The sequence below is a fragment of the Streptomyces sp. NPDC057616 genome (assembly GCF_042800575.1).
Taxonomy (GTDB): Bacteria; Actinomycetota; Actinomycetes; order Streptomycetales; family Streptomycetaceae; genus Streptomyces.
Genome location: NZ_JBHVGU010000003.1, coordinates 196,308 through 211,254, shown reverse-complemented (window position 1 = coordinate 211,254; position 14,947 = coordinate 196,308). Strand labels below are relative to the sequence as shown.

Below are 14,947 nucleotides of genomic sequence, written 5' to 3'. Positions count from 1 at the left end.
GCTCTGGTTCAGGCCACTGGCAGGGTGCGACGAGTGTGATTCGACGAGGTGTTGGCTGGTTAGAAGACTGGAAGTGTTGTCGCAGCCGGGACCGAAAACCGTCGGGACCGTGCTGTGATCGTGAACACCGTGTTGTGCGGCGCCGTAGTGCTGGATACTGCGGGCAGCCGCCCCCGGTGACCGATGCCGGACGCGGTGAGCTGGAGGGGACGGTTCGCGTGAGCGAGATACCAGCGAAGGCCACGGAGTCCGAGGACCCGTCGGACGGCGCGAGGACGGAGGCCGCGGGTGAGACCGCGGCCGGCGCGCCGAGCGGTACGACGGGTGGGGCGGGCATGCCCGCCCGCGAGGACCTCTCGGCCTCCCACGCCGGGAGCCGGGACACCGGCCTCGGCGAGGACGCGCCCGCCGGTGACGCCATCTGGCAGAGCAGCCCGCCCGGTTCCATGTACGACTACATCAAGGTCGCGTCCTTCTCCATCGGCCCCGACGGGCTCGTCGACCAGTGGAGCCTGCGCGCCGAGCAGCTCTTCGGAATCCCGGCGGGCCGCGCGGTCGGCATGGACCCCATCGAGGCGTTCGTCGACCCCGACCTGCGGGAACAGGGCCAGCGCAAGATGGCGGAGATCCTCGACGGCCGGGAGTGGACCGGCGTCGTGCCGTTCCGCACGCCCGGGACCGCCGAGGACGGCGGCGGTCAGGAGGCCCTCGCCGAGGTCTACGTCATGCCGACGCGGACCGAGGACGGGGAGAAGGCCGCCGTCTGCATCGTGGTCGACGTCCGCACACTGCGCCGCATCGAGACCGACCTCGCCGCCTCGCAGTCGATTTTCGGTCAATCTCCCTTCGGCTTCCTGCTGATCGACCCCGATCTGCGCATTCGCCGGGCCAACCAGCAGTTCGCCAGCACGTTCGGCGGCACGCCCGACGACCACCGCGGCCGCGGCGTCCACGACTATCTGCGCAGCCCGGAGGCCGAGCGGGTCTCGGCGACCCTGCGCCGGGTCCTGGAGACCGGCGACTCCATCACGGACATGCACGTCACGGGCTTCGTGCCGGGCTCGGACGACCGCCGTCACTGGTCCATCAACCTTTACCGCGTGCACAGCGGCTCCGGCCGCCCCATCGGCATCGCGTGGCTCGGAACCGACATCACCTCCCGTCGCGCGGCCGCCCGCGAGGCCGCCGCGGCGCGGCGCAATCTCGCCCTTCTGAACGAGGCCGGCGCCCGCATCGGCAACTCCCTGGACCTGGAGACCACGGCCCGCGAACTCCTCGACGTCGTCGTGCCCGGCTTCTGCGACCTCGCGACGGTCGACCTCTACCAGGGGCTGCTCGCGGGCGACGAGACGCCGCCCGGGCTCGCCGACGGCAGTGCGGAGCTGCGCCGGGTCGCGTTCGCCAGCGCGGTCTCCGACGCGCCCTTCGTGGGCGGGGGCGCGCCCGTCGCCGTGGGCGCCGTGCACCACTACCCCTTCAACTCCCCGTGTGCGGACGCCCTGCGCACCGCCCGGCCCCGGCTGGTGCCCGCCGAGGAGGGCGGCCTCGTCCAGTCCACGCTGGCCGTGCCGATGGTCGCGCACGACACCGTCGTAGGACTGGCGCAGTTCGCCCGGACCAAGGGGAGCGAGCCGTTCGGGGACCGGGACCGGGATCTGGCGGTGGAGCTCGCGGCGCGGGCGGCGGTGTGCATCGACAACGCGCGGCTGTACCGGCGTGAGCACGAGCGCGCGCTGATCCTGCAGCGGTCGCTGCTCCCGCCGGGCGACCCGGTGGCCTCCGGCCTGGACATCGCCTGCCGCTATCTGCCCGGCGCCTCCTCCGCGGACCGCCCGAGCGAGGTCGGCGGCGACTGGTTCGACGTCATCGAACTGCCCGGACACCGGACGGCGCTGGTGGTCGGGGACGTGATGGGGCGCGGGCTGCGCGCCGCGGTGGCGATGGGCGAACTCCGTTCCGCGGTACGGACGCTGGCCCTCCTCGACCTCGAACCGGCGGAGGTGCTGAGCGCGCTGGACGAGATCGCCCGCGGTCTCGGCGCCCCCGGCGGCGTCCAGCAGGCGACCCGGGCGGCCCGCCGGCCCCGGGAGGCGGACCTCTCCGAGGTGTACCTCGCGACCTGCGTCTACGCGGTCTACGACTCCGTCACCCGCCGGTGCACCTTCGCCAACGCGGGGCATCTGCCGCCCGTGCTGGTCGAGCCCGGCGAGGACGCGCTGATGCTGGACGTGCCGCCGGGCATGCCGCTCGGCGTCGGCGGCGAGCCCTTCGAGGAGGTGGAGGTCGAACTACCCGAAGGCGCCCTGCTCGCGCTCTACACGGATGGACTGGTCGAAAGCCGCGATCACCCCCTGGACGAGGGCCTGCAGGCCTTCGTGGGGGCGCTCACGGACCCGACCCTCCCGCTCGAGGACGTCTGCGACCACGTCCTCAACACCCTCGACACCCACCACGGCGAGGACGACATCGCGCTGCTGATGGCCCGGGTCCAGGGGCTGCCCACCGACTCGGTCGGCGACTGGACGCTGCCGCGCGAGCCGCGCAGCGTGGGCCGGGCCCGCGAGTACGCCCGCGGCCAGCTGCTGTCCTGGGACCTCGAACCCCTCGTCGACACCACGGAGTTGCTCGTCAGCGAGCTGGTCACCAACGCCCTGCGGTACGGCGAGGGCGAGATAAGACTCCGCCTCCTGCTCGACCGCACCCTGGTCTGTGAGGTCTGGGACTCCGGGCTCGTCCAGCCGCGCCGCCGCCGCGCCCGCGACACCGACGAGGGCGGCCGCGGCCTGCAGCTCGTCGGCCTCCTCAGCGCGGCCTGGGGCTCCCGCCGCACGCCCCGCGGCAAGACGGTCTGGTTCGAACTGCCGTTGCCGGACGGGGAGACGGGGCTGACGGACCCGGCGGAGGCGCTGCTCAGTCTGTTCTAGGCGTGTGCGGCCGGGCCTGTCCCGGCTGTTCTGGAGTGCGCCGCCGAGCCCGCTCCACGAGCGCGCGCTAGTCGGGCTTGACCCGGCGGGCGCGGGTGCGTGGGCCGCCGAAGCTTGCGGGCGGGCCGCCGTCGGGGCCTCCGCCCAGGAGGATCCCGCCGACGACGGCTCCCGCGGCGCCGCTCGCGTGCTCGGCCGCGCCGGCGATCGGGTTGCCGTAGATCCGCACGTCCTGCTCGGCCAGCGCGAGGGCCTGGCGGGCCAGGGCGTCGGCGGCCTGCGCGTCGGGCGGCTCGGTGCCGAGCAGCCGTTCCGCCTCGGCCAGCCGGGTGCGGGCGGTGCTGCCCAGGGCGCCCCGGTGCGCCGCGACGAAGCCGTCCGCGAGGGCGACGGCACTGCGCGCGGCGAGCAGCGCGCCGGCCGGCGGCGCGCCGGCCCGCCCGGTCGCCACCGGTGCGACCGCCTCCGTGATCCTGCGCAGCGCGTCGAGGGGGTCGTACGGCCCGGCGGTCACCTCCTCCCGTACGGCGGTCAGGACGAGGTCGGCGCGCCCCGCGAGGGCGTGCAACTCGCCGGTGGGCAGGGCGGTGTCCGAGGTCCGCGCGGCGTCGAGCTCCGCCTCCGCGCCGGTCAGCGCGGCGGGCACCAGCTCCGCCGCGGCCGCCAGGTCCGCGACGAGCCGCTCGACGCAGGTCACCAGGACACCGGCCTGCGCGGTCGCGCCCTCCGCGGCGCGCAGATGACGTGCCGCGCCCTCACGGTCCCCCGTATCGGCGCGCTGGCGGGCCTGGTTGAACCGGACCGTGGCGAACACCAGGCGGTCCTTGGCCTGTTCGACGTGGCCGGTGACGGCGGCGGTCGCGGCGGGGCCGTACCGCTCGGTGGCCCCGGCCAGCGTCGTCCCGGCGGCCCCGGTCCGCGCGGTCAGCTCGCGGAAGCGGGTCTCGGCCGGTTCCAGCGCCGTGTCCGGGCCGCCCGGCTCGGGCGCGCGCAGCAGGTCGAAGGCCGGGGCCTCCGCGTCCAGCCGCCGCCCCGCCTCCCGGCACCGCCCGACGATCCCCGCGAGCGCGTGCCGCCGGGACGTCTCGTCCTCCGGAACCCCCTCGTCGTACTGCTGCCGCATCCGGAAGGCGGCCGCCAGCTCGGAAGCCGCGTCCCGCACGGCCAGGGCGAAGGGGGCCACGGCGTCGCTGCCGCACTGCGCCTCGGCGAAGGCGAGCTCCTCCCGGCTGGTGCGGACGCAGTCGTCCGCCTCGACCAGGGCCGCCCGCGCGCGCTCGTCGTCCTCGGAGAGCGGCCCCGCGGCCGGGCCGGCGCGGGCGACGGCGCCGCCCGGCGTCGTACGGGTCCGGGCCCGCCGGGTGCGGCGCACGTACCCGTAGCCCGCGAGCACGACGACCGCGGCCACGACGGCCAGCGGCAGCACCAGATCGGTGGCCGACGTCTCGTCCCGCTGGGCCCCGGCCGCGCTCGGGGCGGACGGGACCGCACGGGTGGCCGGAACCGGCACGTCGTGGTTGATCGTCATCCAGGGCAGCACCAGCCACACGACCGCGGCGACGCCGCCCACCAGGGCGTGCGCGACCCGTACGGATATGTGGGAGGCGGCCCGCCGCGGCCGGCCCCGGATCAAGGGTGACGTCACATTTCGGAGCGTATGAGCAGGAATGCGGGCGCGCGACCGGGATACGTCCGGGGTGGGGCAGGGGTGACCCGGGGAGACGGATGAGCGAGAACGCGGACGGCGGAGGGGGAACGGGCATGGAGCCGACGGTGGGGACGGAGGGGCAGCCGGCCACGGAGGAGGAGCCGGCGGCGCAGACGGTGACGGATCCCGCGCGCCTCGACCCCGCGCCCGCACGCAAGGCGAAACGGCGCCGCCGGCTCAGACGCACCGCCCTGGCGCTGGTCCTCGTGCTCCTGCTCCCCGTCCTCGCCGCCGAACTGGCCCTCCGCCTGAACTACAACGGCGACCCGGCCGCCGGCACGCACACCCGGAACCGGGACGCGATCTGGCTCGGCCACGCGTGGGTCGACGGCCGCCACCGACGCGGACGTCACGGCCCTCGCGCACCGCCTGAGGGACACCGGCATCCACGACCTGTACGTGCACGCCGGTCCCCTGGAACACGACGGCACCCTGCCCAAGTCGGCCTGTCCCAAGGCGCGTTGGCTCATCGGCGCCGTCCACCGCGCGGCCCCGGGCATCCGGGTCCAGGCCTGGCTCGGCGACGTGCTCGCGAGCGAGGGGCCCGACGGGCTGCGGCTGGAGCGGCCGGCCACCAGGGCCGCCGTGGTCACCTCCACCCGCCAGATCCTGGCCGCCGGCTTCGACGGCGCCCACTTCGACCTCGAACCCCTGCACTCCGGTGACCGCGACTACCTGGCCCTCCTGGACGCCCTGCACCAGGTCACCGCGGCCGCCGGCGTCCCGCTGTCCGTCGCGGCCCACCAGATCGACCCGCTCCCCGCGTTCCACTCCGTCTGGGGCACGCTCACCGGCCACCCCAAGTGGTGGTCGCAGGCGTACTTCGGCCAGGTGGCGCGCCGCGTCGACCAGATCGCCGTGATGTCGTACGACACCATGCAGCCGCTGCAGAGCCTCTACGGCGGCTACGTCGCCCAGCAGACCTCGCTCGCCCTGGAGGTCACCCCGAAGTCGACGGACCTGCTGATGGGCCTGCCCTTCTACCACGAGAACCGCTTCGGCCACTGGGCCCACGCCGAGACGGTCCCCGCGGCCGTCCACGGAGTCCGCCTCGGCCTGTCCCGCACGGACGCGCACCGCGAGAACTTCGGCGTAGCCCTTTACGTCGACTTCGCGGCCACGGAGGGCGACTGGACGGCGTACCGCGAGGGCTGGGTGCGCTGAACGCGGTCCCGCGTGCCATCATCACCCCCTGCGGAGGGGGAGAGGCATGAGCATGGAGTGGCAGGTGGCCGGTGTCGTCGTGCTGGCATTCGGCACCGTGTCCGCGCTCGTCGCGATCACGACCGGCCGGGTCGCCCAGTTCTCGGCACCGCGGCGCGGCACGGTGTTCCGGCCGCGGCTGTGGGGCTACGGCACGCTGATCGCCCTGGCCGGGATGGGCACGTTCCTCTTCCTGGGGCCCTACCAGGGGCCGGCCGCCCGCCACTTCGGTCTCGCCATGGCGGGCATGGCCGTGTTCTTCGCCGGGCTGATCGTGCAGTACCTGTCCCGGCGCCCCCGGCGTACGTCCCCGACGCCTACGAAGTCCGCCTCCTGATCTTCGACCCCAGCCACACCAGTGGGTCGTACTTGCGGTCGACGGCGCGTTCCTTCAGGGGGATCAGTGCGTTGTCCGTGATCTTGATGCCCTCGGGGCAGACCTCCGTGCAGCACTTGGTGATGTTGCAGTAGCCGAGGCCGTGCTCGTCCTGGGCGGTCTTCTTGCGGTCCAGGCCGCTGTCGGCGGCGGCGTCCAGGGGGTGCATGTCGAGTTCGGCGACGCGCATGAGGAAGCGGGGGCCGGCGAAGGCCGGTTTGTTCTCCTCGTGGTCGCGGACGACATGGCAGGTGTCCTGGCACAGGAAGCACTCGATGCACTTGCGGAACTCCTGCGAGCGGTCCACGTCCTCCTGCATCATCCGGTACTCGCCGGGGGCGAGTTCGGCCGGCGGCACGAAGGCCGGGACCTCGCGCGCCTTCTGGTAGTTGAAGCCGACGTCGGTGACGAGGTCGCGGACGACCGGGAAGGCCCGCAGCGGGGTGACCGTGATGGTCTCCTCGCGCGTGAACACCGACATGCGCGTCATGCACATCAGGCGCGGACGCCCGTTGATCTCCGCGGAGCACGAACCGCACTTGCCCGCCTTGCAGTTCCAGCGCACGGCGAGATCGGGCGCCTGGGTGGCCTGGAGGCGGTGGATGATGTCCAGCACCACCTCGCCGTCGTTGACGTCGACCTTGAAGTCCTCCAGGCCGCCGCCCTTCGGATCGCCCCGCCATACCTTGAAGCGGGCCTCGTAGCTGCTCACTCGTACAGCTCCTCTTCGGCGAGGTACTTGACCAGCTCCTCCTTGTCGAAGAGAGCGAGCAGGTCGGCGCGGATGGGGTCGGTGGTCTCGCGGGTGAGGGTGATCTGACCGCGGACGGGGTCCGTGGCCGCCAACCCGCCCGTGGGGTCGGTCAGTTGGCACAGCAGGTTGATGTTGCGCCACTTGCGTTCCATGGTCGGGTGGTCCTCGCGGGTGTGGCCGCCGCGCGACTCGGTGCGCTCCAGCGCGGCCCGCGCCACGCACTCGCTGACCAGCAGCATGTTCCGCAGGTCCAGCGCCAGGTGCCAGCCGGGGTTGAACTGGCGGTGCCCCTCGACACCGGCCCGGCGGGCCCGTACCCGCAGCTCCGCCAGCTTCTCCAGCGCCTGCTCCATCTCGCCCTCGCGGCGGATGATGCCGACCAGGTCGTTCATCGTCTGCTGGAGTTCCTGGTGCAGGGTGTACGGGTTCTCCGGCGGGCGGCCGTCGTCCTCGCCGGGCGCCGGCCCCTCCGCGGAGAACGGCCGCAGGGCCTCCGCCGCCGCCGAGTCGACCTGGGCGTCGTCCACGGGCGGACGCCCGCCCGCCAGCCCCGTCGCGTACTCGGCCGCGTGCCAGCCCGCCCGGCGCCCGAACACCAGCAGGTCGGACAGGGAGTTGCCGCCCAGCCGGTTCGAACCGTGCATGCCGCCCGCGACCTCACCGGCGGCGAACAGCCCCGGCACCCCGCGCGCGGCCGCCGAGTCGGAGTCGACCGCGATCCCGCCCATCACGTAGTGGCAGGTGGGGCCGACCTCCATGGCCTCCGCCGTGATGTCCACGTCCGCCAGCTCCTTGAACTGGTGGTACATGGACGGCAGCCGGCGCCTGATGATTTCGGCCGGCATCCGCGTCGACACGTCGAGGAACACCCCGCCGTGCGGGGAGCCGCGGCCCGCCTTCACCTCGGAGTTGATCGCCCGGGCGACCTCGTCGCGGGGGAGCAGCTCGGGAGGACGCCGGTTGTTGTCCGGGTCCTCGTACCAGCGGTCCGCCTCCTCCTCCGACTCCGCGTACTTCTCCTTGAAGACGTCGGGGATGTAGTCGAACATGAACCGCTTGTCCTCGGAGTTGCGCAGCACCCCTCCGTCGCCGCGCACGGACTCCGTGACGAGGATGCCCTTCACCGACGGCGGCCAGACCATGCCGGTCGGATGGAACTGCACGAACTCCATGTTCAGCAGCGGCGCTCCGGCGAGCAGCGCGAGCGAGTGCCCGTCGCCCGTGTACTCCCACGAGTTCGACGTCACCTTGAAGGACTTGCCGATGCCCCCGGTCGCGACGACGACGGAGGGGGCCTCCAGCACCATGAAGCGGCCGCTCTCGCGCTCGTAGGCGAAGACGCCCGAAACGCGGGAGCCGTCCTTCAGGATCCGGGTGACCGTGCACTCCTGAAAGACCTTCAGGCGGGACTCGTAGTCACCGGTCTCCCTCTTGTCCTCCTGCTGGAGCGAGACGATCTTCTGCTGGAGCGTGCGGATCAGCTCCAGCCCGGTGCGGTCGCCGACGTGCGCGAGGCGCGGGTACTCGTGGCCGCCGAAGTTGCGCTGGGAGATCCGGCCGTCCTTCGTACGGTCGAAGAGGGCGCCCCAGGTCTCCAGCTCCCACACCCGCTGCGGGGCCTCCTGGGCGTGCAGTTCGGCCATGCGCCACTGGTTGAGGAACTTGCCGCCGCGCATCGTGTCGCGGAAGTGGACCTGCCAGTTGTCGTGCTCGTTGGCGTTCGCCATCGCCGCCGCGATGCCGCCCTCGGCCATCACGGTGTGCGCCTTGCCGAACAGGGACTTGCAGATGACTGCCGTGCGGGCTCCTCGCTCGCGCGCCTCGATGGCGGCACGCAGTCCGGCGCCCCCGGCGCCGACCACGACCACGTCCCACTCCTGGCGGTCGACCACGGACATCACAAGGCCCCACTCACTAGAAGAATCGCGGATCGTCGAAAGCGCCCGAGGCGAGCAGATAGACGTAGAAGTCGGCGACCGCCACGCTCACCAACGACGCCCAGGCGAGCAGCATGTGACGGGCGTTCAGCTTGCCGACGAACTGCCAGGCCTTGTAGCGCACGGGATGTTTGGAGAAGTGCTTGAGCTTGCCGCCCACGATGTGCCGGCAGGAGTGGCAGGAGATCGTGTACGCCCAGATCAGCGTGATGTTGATCAGGAACACGACGGTGCCGAGGCCCATGTGGCCCCAGTTCTCGTCCGTGTCGCGGAAGGACAGCACCGTGTCGTACGTCAGCACGCACGCGACGAGGATGGCCGCGTAGAAGAAGTACCGGTGGATGTTCTGCAGGATCAGCGGGAAGCGCGTCTCGCCGGTGTACTTCTTGTGCGGCTCGGCCACCGCGCAGGCCGGCGGGGACGCCCAGAAGCCCCGGTAGTAGGCCTTGCGGTAGTAGTAGCAGGTCAGGCGGAAGCCCAGCGGGAAGATCAGGATGATGATCGCCGGGGAGATCGCCCACCAGTCGCCGAAGAGGTCGGCGTTGGGGCCCGAGGGCATGTGCTGGCAGTTGGTCGCCAGGCAGGGCGAGTAGAACGGGGAGACGTACGGCGCCGAGTAGTAGTCCGCGTTCGCGAAGGCCCGCCAGGTGGAGTACACGATGAAGGCGAGCAGACCGGCCGCGGTGGCGGCGGGGGCCAGCCACCAGCGGTCGGTGCGCAGATGCGGGGCGTCGATCGCGGCGCGCGTACCGGTCCGTACGCCGCCGCTGTTCAGATGTGGTTCCGTACCAGTGGCCAACTCATGACTCCGGTCGGTGTCGGGGAGCGCTCAGTGGTGGTCGCCGTGGCGCGCACCCAGTCCCTCGTCGTCCGTGTCGACCCACAGCGAGTCGTCGTACGGGGTGTCGGGGATGGTGACGAGCTCGGGCTTGCGTGGTGCGGCCGGACTCGACGCCGCAGAGCGCAGGAGCGCGACGCTCTCACGCAGGTGATCGGTGTCGGCGCGGACGCGGCGCATGTCCAGCCCGCCACTGCCCAGCTGCTTCTCCAGGCGCCCCACGGACCGGGACAGGTCGTCCAGGCAGCGCTGCATTGTCGTCAGGTCGTCTTGCACGGACATGACGTGACCTCACTTCCATGGGCCGTCCGGCCCCAGGTGGCAACGTTCATGCGCCTGCGAGTGTTGCGCGTCACACCTGCCGGTGGGAAGGGATGTGCAGCGATTGGCGGATTGCACGCCTCCACGTGCACGCCCGCATGCGCTCTGTATGCGCCCCCGGCGCACGTTGCGCCGCACGAGTGACCTTCCCCGCGCCCGCCGCCGTGTCGCCGTCGAGTGGCGAACCCTTTCCTCTTCAGTGGGGCCATAGATCTGATCAGCTCCAAAATACCGCCAAATGTGATCAGAACCCCACTTGTGTCGCCGGCCGGAGCGGCTGCTCGGAGGTAGGAACGGATGTCCCACGACGGCGTCGGACCCATGTCTGTCCGGCCCAGCGCTGCACTGCGCTCGGCTGCCTTCCTCGCCGTGGGCGCGCTCGCCGTGTCCGCGCTCACCGGCTGCAGCGCCGAGGATCCGGCGGGCAAGCCGCTCGCGGGTCCGGACCTCGCGCCCGCCGCGCGTGACCTGGTCGCCGACGGCGGCACGCTGCGCTGGGCCGTGGACGACGTGCCGGAGACGCTGAACTCCTTCCAGTCGGACGCCGACGCGGCCACCGGCCGGATCGCGCAGGCCGTCCTGCCGTCGATGTACCGGCTGGACCGCAAGGGGCGGCCGGTGCGCAACGCCGACTACCTGGAGTCCGCGAAGGTCGTCAAGACCGAGCCCAAGCAGGTCGTGGTCTACAAGCTCAACCAGCAGGCGGTGTGGAGCGACGGCCGGGAGATCGGTGCCGCCGACTTCGCCGCCCAGTGGCGCGCCCTGTCCGGCAAGGACAGCGCGTACTGGACGGCCCGCAACGCCGGCTACGACCGCATCGAGAAGATCGAGCGCGGCGCCAGCGACCTCGAGGTCAAGGTCACCTTCGCCAAGCCCTACGCCGACTGGCAGTCGCTGTTCACACCGCTGTACCCCAAGGACGTCATGGGGACGCCGGACGCCTTCAACGACGGCGCCCGCCGCAAGCTCAAGGTCACCGCCGGACCCTTCTCGCTGAAGCAGGTAGACACCAAGGGTCAGCAGGTCACCCTGGTCCGCAACCCGCGCTGGTGGGGCCGGCCCGCCAAGCTCGACGAGATCGACCTGAAGGCCGTGCCGCTCGACAAGCGCGCCGAGGCGCTGGCCGACGGGAAGCTCGACCTGGCCGAGATCGACCCGTCCGACGCCGGCCGCTTCACCCTGGCCGGCCGCGCCAACGGCACCGGCACCCCGCTGATGGGCCCCGGCTCCCGGCGCACCCCCGCCAAGGCCCTGCAGGGCTTCGCCGTACGCAAGTCGCTGGAGCCCGCCTACACCCAGCTCGCCCTGAACGGCTCCGCGGGTCCCCTCGCGGACGAGCGGGTCCGCCGGGCGGTGGCCCGCTCCCTGGACCGGCTGTCCATCGCCCAGACCGTGCTCAAGCCGCTCGGGCTGCCCGCGGTGCCCGTCGGCAGCCACCTCGCCCTGTCCGGGCAGGCCGCCTACGCCGACGGCAGCGGCGTCCTCGGGGGCGAGGACACAGCGAAGGCGCAGGCGCTGCTCGCGGACGCCGGGTGGGTTCGCGGCGGCCCGGTCGCGGAGGAGAAGAAGAAGGGCGAGAAGGCCGCGGGCGCCGCCGGCAAGAAGTCCGACGACGAGTCCGAGGGCGACGACGGCACGTACATCGTCGGCGAGGACGACAAGAACGGGGACAGCCGCGGCGGGGACGACAAGGACCCCCGGGACCACGCGAAGAAGCAGGAGAACGGTAAGGGGAGCGAGGAGGGCGGCAAGCACCTCGCCGACGGCCGGCAGTACACCGGGCAGCAGGGCGGCGCCCCCGGCGCGTACGCCCCCAAGGGCACCGCCGCCCCGGCGGGCGTCGCGGCCGGCCCGCTGGCCAAGAACGGCAAGCCGCTCACCCTGCGCTTCGTGCTCCCGTCGGGCGCGGGCTCCGAGGTGCTGCGCACCGTCGCCGACCGGATCGGCCGCATGCTCGAGCGGGTCGGCATCACCACGCAGATCACCAAGGTCTCCGACGAGAGCTACTTCAAGGACCACATCGCCTCCGGCCAGTTCGACCTCGCCCTGTACTCCTGGCCCGCCTCCGCCTTCCCCGCGACCGACGCACGGCCCGTCTACGCCAAGCCGGTGCCGGCCGCCGACGGCTCCCTCGACGTCGAGCAGAACTACACGCGCATCGGCACCGACCAGGTCGACCAGCTCTTCGACCAGGCCGCGGGCACCCTGGACGGCAGCGAGAGCCGCTCCCTGCTGCGCAAGGCCGACTCCCGCATCTGGGCCGCCGCCGCCTCCATCCCGCTCTACCAGCGCCCGCAGCTCACGGCCGCGAAGAAGGGCCTGGCGAACGCCGGCTCGTTCGGGTTCCAGACGCCCGTCTACGAGGACATGGGCTTCCTGAAGAAGGGGGCCAGGCCCTCGCCGAGCCCGTCCGGCCACTGAGCCGCGCGGCCCTGCGAAAGCCACCTCCGCCGGGGCCACGTACCATGGGGTAAGGCCGTGGCGTGTCCAGCCCGGCAGGGCCCGCGTCACACGGACGTACGCGAACGGCCTTCCTCACACTCCAGGAGTACGCCTTCATGGCCACGCGCCACGACATCCGCAACGTCGCCATCGTCGCCCACGTCGACCACGGGAAGACGACCATCGTCGACGGCATGCTGAAGCAGGCCGGTGCCTTCGCCGCCCACCAGCTCGACTCGGTCGACGACCGCATGATGGACTCGAACGACCTGGAGCGTGAGAAGGGCATCACGATCCTCGCCAAGAACACGGCGGTGAAGTACCACCCCAAGGACGGCGGGGACGTCATCACGATCAACATCATCGACACCCCCGGCCACGCCGACTTCGGTGGCGAGGTCGAGCGCGGTCTGTCGATGGTCGACGGCGTCGTGCTGCTGGTGGACGCCTCCGAGGGCCCGCTGCCGCAGACCCGCTTCGTGCTGCGCAAGGCGCTCCAGCAGCGCCTGCCCGTCATCCTGTGCATCAACAAGACGGACCGCCCGGACTCCCGGATCGACGAGGTCGTCAACGAGACCTACGACCTCTTCCTCGACCTGGACGCGGACGAGGAGCAGATCGAGTTCCCGATCGTCTACGCCTGCGGCCGTGACGGCATCGCCTCGCTGACCAAGCCGGAGAACGGCACCGTGCCGGCCGACTCCACCAGCCTGGAGCCGTTCTTCTCCACGATCCTGGAGCACATCCCGGCCCCGACCTACGACGAGGGCGCGCCGCTGCAGGCCCACGTCACCAACCTCGACGCGGACAACTTCCTCGGCCGTATCGCGCTGCTGCGCGTCGAGCAGGGCGAGCTGCGCAAGGGCCAGACCGTGGCCTGGATCAAGCGCGACGGCAGCGTCGCCAACGTCCGCATCTCCGAGCTGATGATGACCGAGGCGCTCACCCGCAAGCCCGCCGAGAAGGCAGGCCCGGGCGACATCTGCGCCGTCGCCGGCATCCCGGACATCATGATCGGCGAGACCCTGGCCGACACCGAGAACCCGATCCCGCTGCCGCTGATCACGGTCGACGAGCCCGCGATCTCGATGGTGATCGGCACCAACACCTCGCCGATGGTCGGCCGCGGCGGATCCGGCAAGGGCGCCGACGCGAAGGCGGCCGTCAAGGACCGCAAGGTCACCGCCCGCCAGGTCAAGGACCGCCTCGACCGCGAGCTGATCGGTAACGTCTCGCTGCGCGTCCTCGACACCGAGCGGCCCGACGCCTGGGAGGTCCAGGGCCGTGGTGAGCTGGCGCTCGCCATCCTCGTCGAGACCATGCGCCGGGAGGGCTACGAGCTCACCGTCGGCAAGCCCCAGGTCGTCACCAAGGACGTCGAGGGCAAGGTCTACGAGCCGGTCGAGCGCATGACGATCGACGTGCCCGAGGAGCACATGGGCGCCGTCACCCAGCTCATGGGTGTCCGCAAGGGCCGGATGGACAACATGTCCAACCACGGCTCGGGCTGGGTCCGCATGGAGTTCGTGGTGCCCTCGCGCGGTCTGATCGGCTTCCGGACCGAGTTCCTGACGCAGACCCGCGGCACCGGCATCGGCCACTCCATCCACGAGGGCCACGAGCCCTGGTTCGGCACGCTGACGACCCGCAACAACGGTTCCCTGGTGGCCGACCGCTCCGGCTCCGTCACCGCGTTCGCGATGACGAACCTCCAGGAGCGCGGCGTGCTGTTCGTCGAGCCGGGCACCGAGGTGTACGAAGGCATGATCGTCGGCGAGAACTCCCGTGCCGACGACATGGACGTCAACATCACCAAGGAGAAGAAGCTCACCAACATGCGGTCCTCGACGGCCGACGTGGCCGAGTCGATCGTGCCGCCGCGCAAGCTGTCGCTGGAGCAGTCGCTGGAGTTCTGCCGCGACGACGAGTGCGTCGAGGTGACTCCGGAGGCGGTCCGCATCCGCAAGGTGAACCTGGACGCCCGCGAGCGCGCCCGCGCCGCGAGCCGCGCCAAGCACGGCTGATTTCCCACGGGTTGAAGCCCGGTCGCCCCAAGTGTGGGGGCGGCCGGGCTTTTTGCAACCGGTTTTCGGGCCGACGTCGTCCGGAATGCGGACCGATGCGCCCGATACCCATGTAACAAGTCCGTTTCGTGGCCTTCTCCTCCCAGAGGGTTTGTCCGAGTTTTGGAAGTTCTACGCGTCAGCTGTGACTGAATTGAGATTTACAGACGGTGGTCGGCCCCTTGCTCATGGCAGATAGTTAGCCGCGTAGCTCGGGTCAATGGGTCAGACGCTGTGGGGACAGCGCCCGACTCGCGAGCACCCGGGGGTGCCTGACCTTCCGTCAGGGGTGTCGGAGGGCAGAAACGTACCCCCAGCTGTTGGTGGACACGTGGAGTCATGAGGAGGAGCCCCATGTGCGGTGTCACAAGGGTCAGCTGG

9 protein-coding genes and 1 pseudogene are annotated in these 14,947 nt (G+C 71.7%); 5 read left to right on the top strand and 5 right to left on the bottom strand.

Features of this window, described 5'->3' with window-relative positions:
* The first annotated feature begins 218 nt into the window (after positions 1–218).
* Entirely contained in the window at positions 219–2,924 is a 2,706-nt protein-coding gene (locus tag ACFU97_RS04505) for a SpoIIE family protein phosphatase (RefSeq protein WP_384250726.1), read from the top strand.
* Between the two features lie 67 nt (positions 2,925–2,991).
* Here the strand turns inward: ACFU97_RS04505 and ACFU97_RS04500 are convergent, their stop codons facing one another.
* The gene (locus ACFU97_RS04500) at positions 2,992–4,569 is read right to left on the bottom strand and encodes a hypothetical protein (protein WP_384250723.1); all 1,578 of its coding nucleotides are present in this window, start codon (positions 4,567–4,569) and stop codon (positions 2,992–2,994) included.
* Positions 4,570–4,649: 80 nt separating this feature from the next.
* On the opposite strand from ACFU97_RS04500, the pseudogene ACFU97_RS04495 reads away from it, so the two are divergent.
* Both ACFU97_RS04495 and ACFU97_RS04490 read left to right on the top strand, forming a co-directional pair.
* Positions 4,650–5,796: pseudogene (locus ACFU97_RS04495) on the top strand (hypothetical protein).
* Positions 5,797–5,842: 46 nt separating this feature from the next.
* Entirely contained in the window at positions 5,843–6,172 is a 330-nt protein-coding gene (locus ACFU97_RS04490) for a hypothetical protein (protein ID WP_384250721.1), read from the top strand.
* On the opposite strand, the gene ACFU97_RS04485 is transcribed toward ACFU97_RS04490, so the two are convergent.
* From ACFU97_RS04485 to ACFU97_RS04470, 4 genes are read right to left on the bottom strand one after another with little or no spacing between them, the layout of a single operon-like run.
* Positions 6,153–6,923 (bottom strand): succinate dehydrogenase/fumarate reductase iron-sulfur subunit, encoded by a 771-nt coding sequence (locus ACFU97_RS04485; RefSeq protein WP_384250718.1) that lies wholly within the window; start codon positions 6,921–6,923, stop codon positions 6,153–6,155. The two genes, ACFU97_RS04490 and ACFU97_RS04485, sit on opposite strands and share 20 nt — an antisense overlap.
* On the bottom strand, positions 6,920–8,863 hold the full coding sequence (locus ACFU97_RS04480) for a fumarate reductase/succinate dehydrogenase flavoprotein subunit (protein ID WP_384250715.1): 1,944 nt from the start codon (positions 8,861–8,863) through the stop codon (positions 6,920–6,922). The genes ACFU97_RS04485 and ACFU97_RS04480 overlap by 4 nt, the downstream gene beginning before the upstream one ends.
* 16 nt (positions 8,864–8,879) lie before the next feature.
* Positions 8,880–9,701 (bottom strand): hypothetical protein, encoded by an 822-nt coding sequence (locus ACFU97_RS04475; RefSeq protein ID WP_384250712.1) that lies wholly within the window; start codon positions 9,699–9,701, stop codon positions 8,880–8,882.
* A gap of 30 nt (positions 9,702–9,731) precedes the next feature.
* Entirely contained in the window at positions 9,732–10,022 is a 291-nt protein-coding gene (locus tag ACFU97_RS04470; protein WP_384250709.1) for a hypothetical protein, read from the bottom strand.
* Between the two features lie 336 nt (positions 10,023–10,358).
* Between ACFU97_RS04470 and ACFU97_RS04465 the strand changes: the two genes are divergently transcribed.
* A complete protein-coding gene (locus tag ACFU97_RS04465) occupies positions 10,359–12,482 on the top strand; it encodes an ABC transporter family substrate-binding protein (protein ID WP_384250706.1) in 2,124 nt (707 codons plus the stop codon).
* A 137-nt stretch (positions 12,483–12,619) separates the two neighbouring features.
* Entirely contained in the window at positions 12,620–14,527 is a 1,908-nt protein-coding gene (typA, locus tag ACFU97_RS04460; RefSeq protein ID WP_384250703.1) for a translational GTPase TypA, read from the top strand.
* Positions 14,528–14,947: the final 420 nt, after the last annotated feature.

Bases quoted from the DNA above. Each gene is read 5' to 3' on its own strand.
- typA (WP_384250703.1), top strand. From the start codon at position 12,620: ATGGCCACGCGCCACGACATCCGCAACGTCGCCATCGTCGCCCACGTC.
- ACFU97_RS04490 (WP_384250721.1), top strand. From the start codon at position 5,843: ATGAGCATGGAGTGGCAGGTGGCCGGTGTCGTCGTGCTGGCATTCGGC.
- ACFU97_RS04480 (WP_384250715.1), bottom strand. From the start codon at position 8,863: ATGTCCGTGGTCGACCGCCAGGAGTGGGACGTGGTCGTGGTCGGCGCC.
- ACFU97_RS04465 (WP_384250706.1), top strand. From the start codon at position 10,359: ATGTCCCACGACGGCGTCGGACCCATGTCTGTCCGGCCCAGCGCTGCA.
- ACFU97_RS04470 (WP_384250709.1), bottom strand. From the start codon at position 10,022: ATGTCCGTGCAAGACGACCTGACGACAATGCAGCGCTGCCTGGACGAC.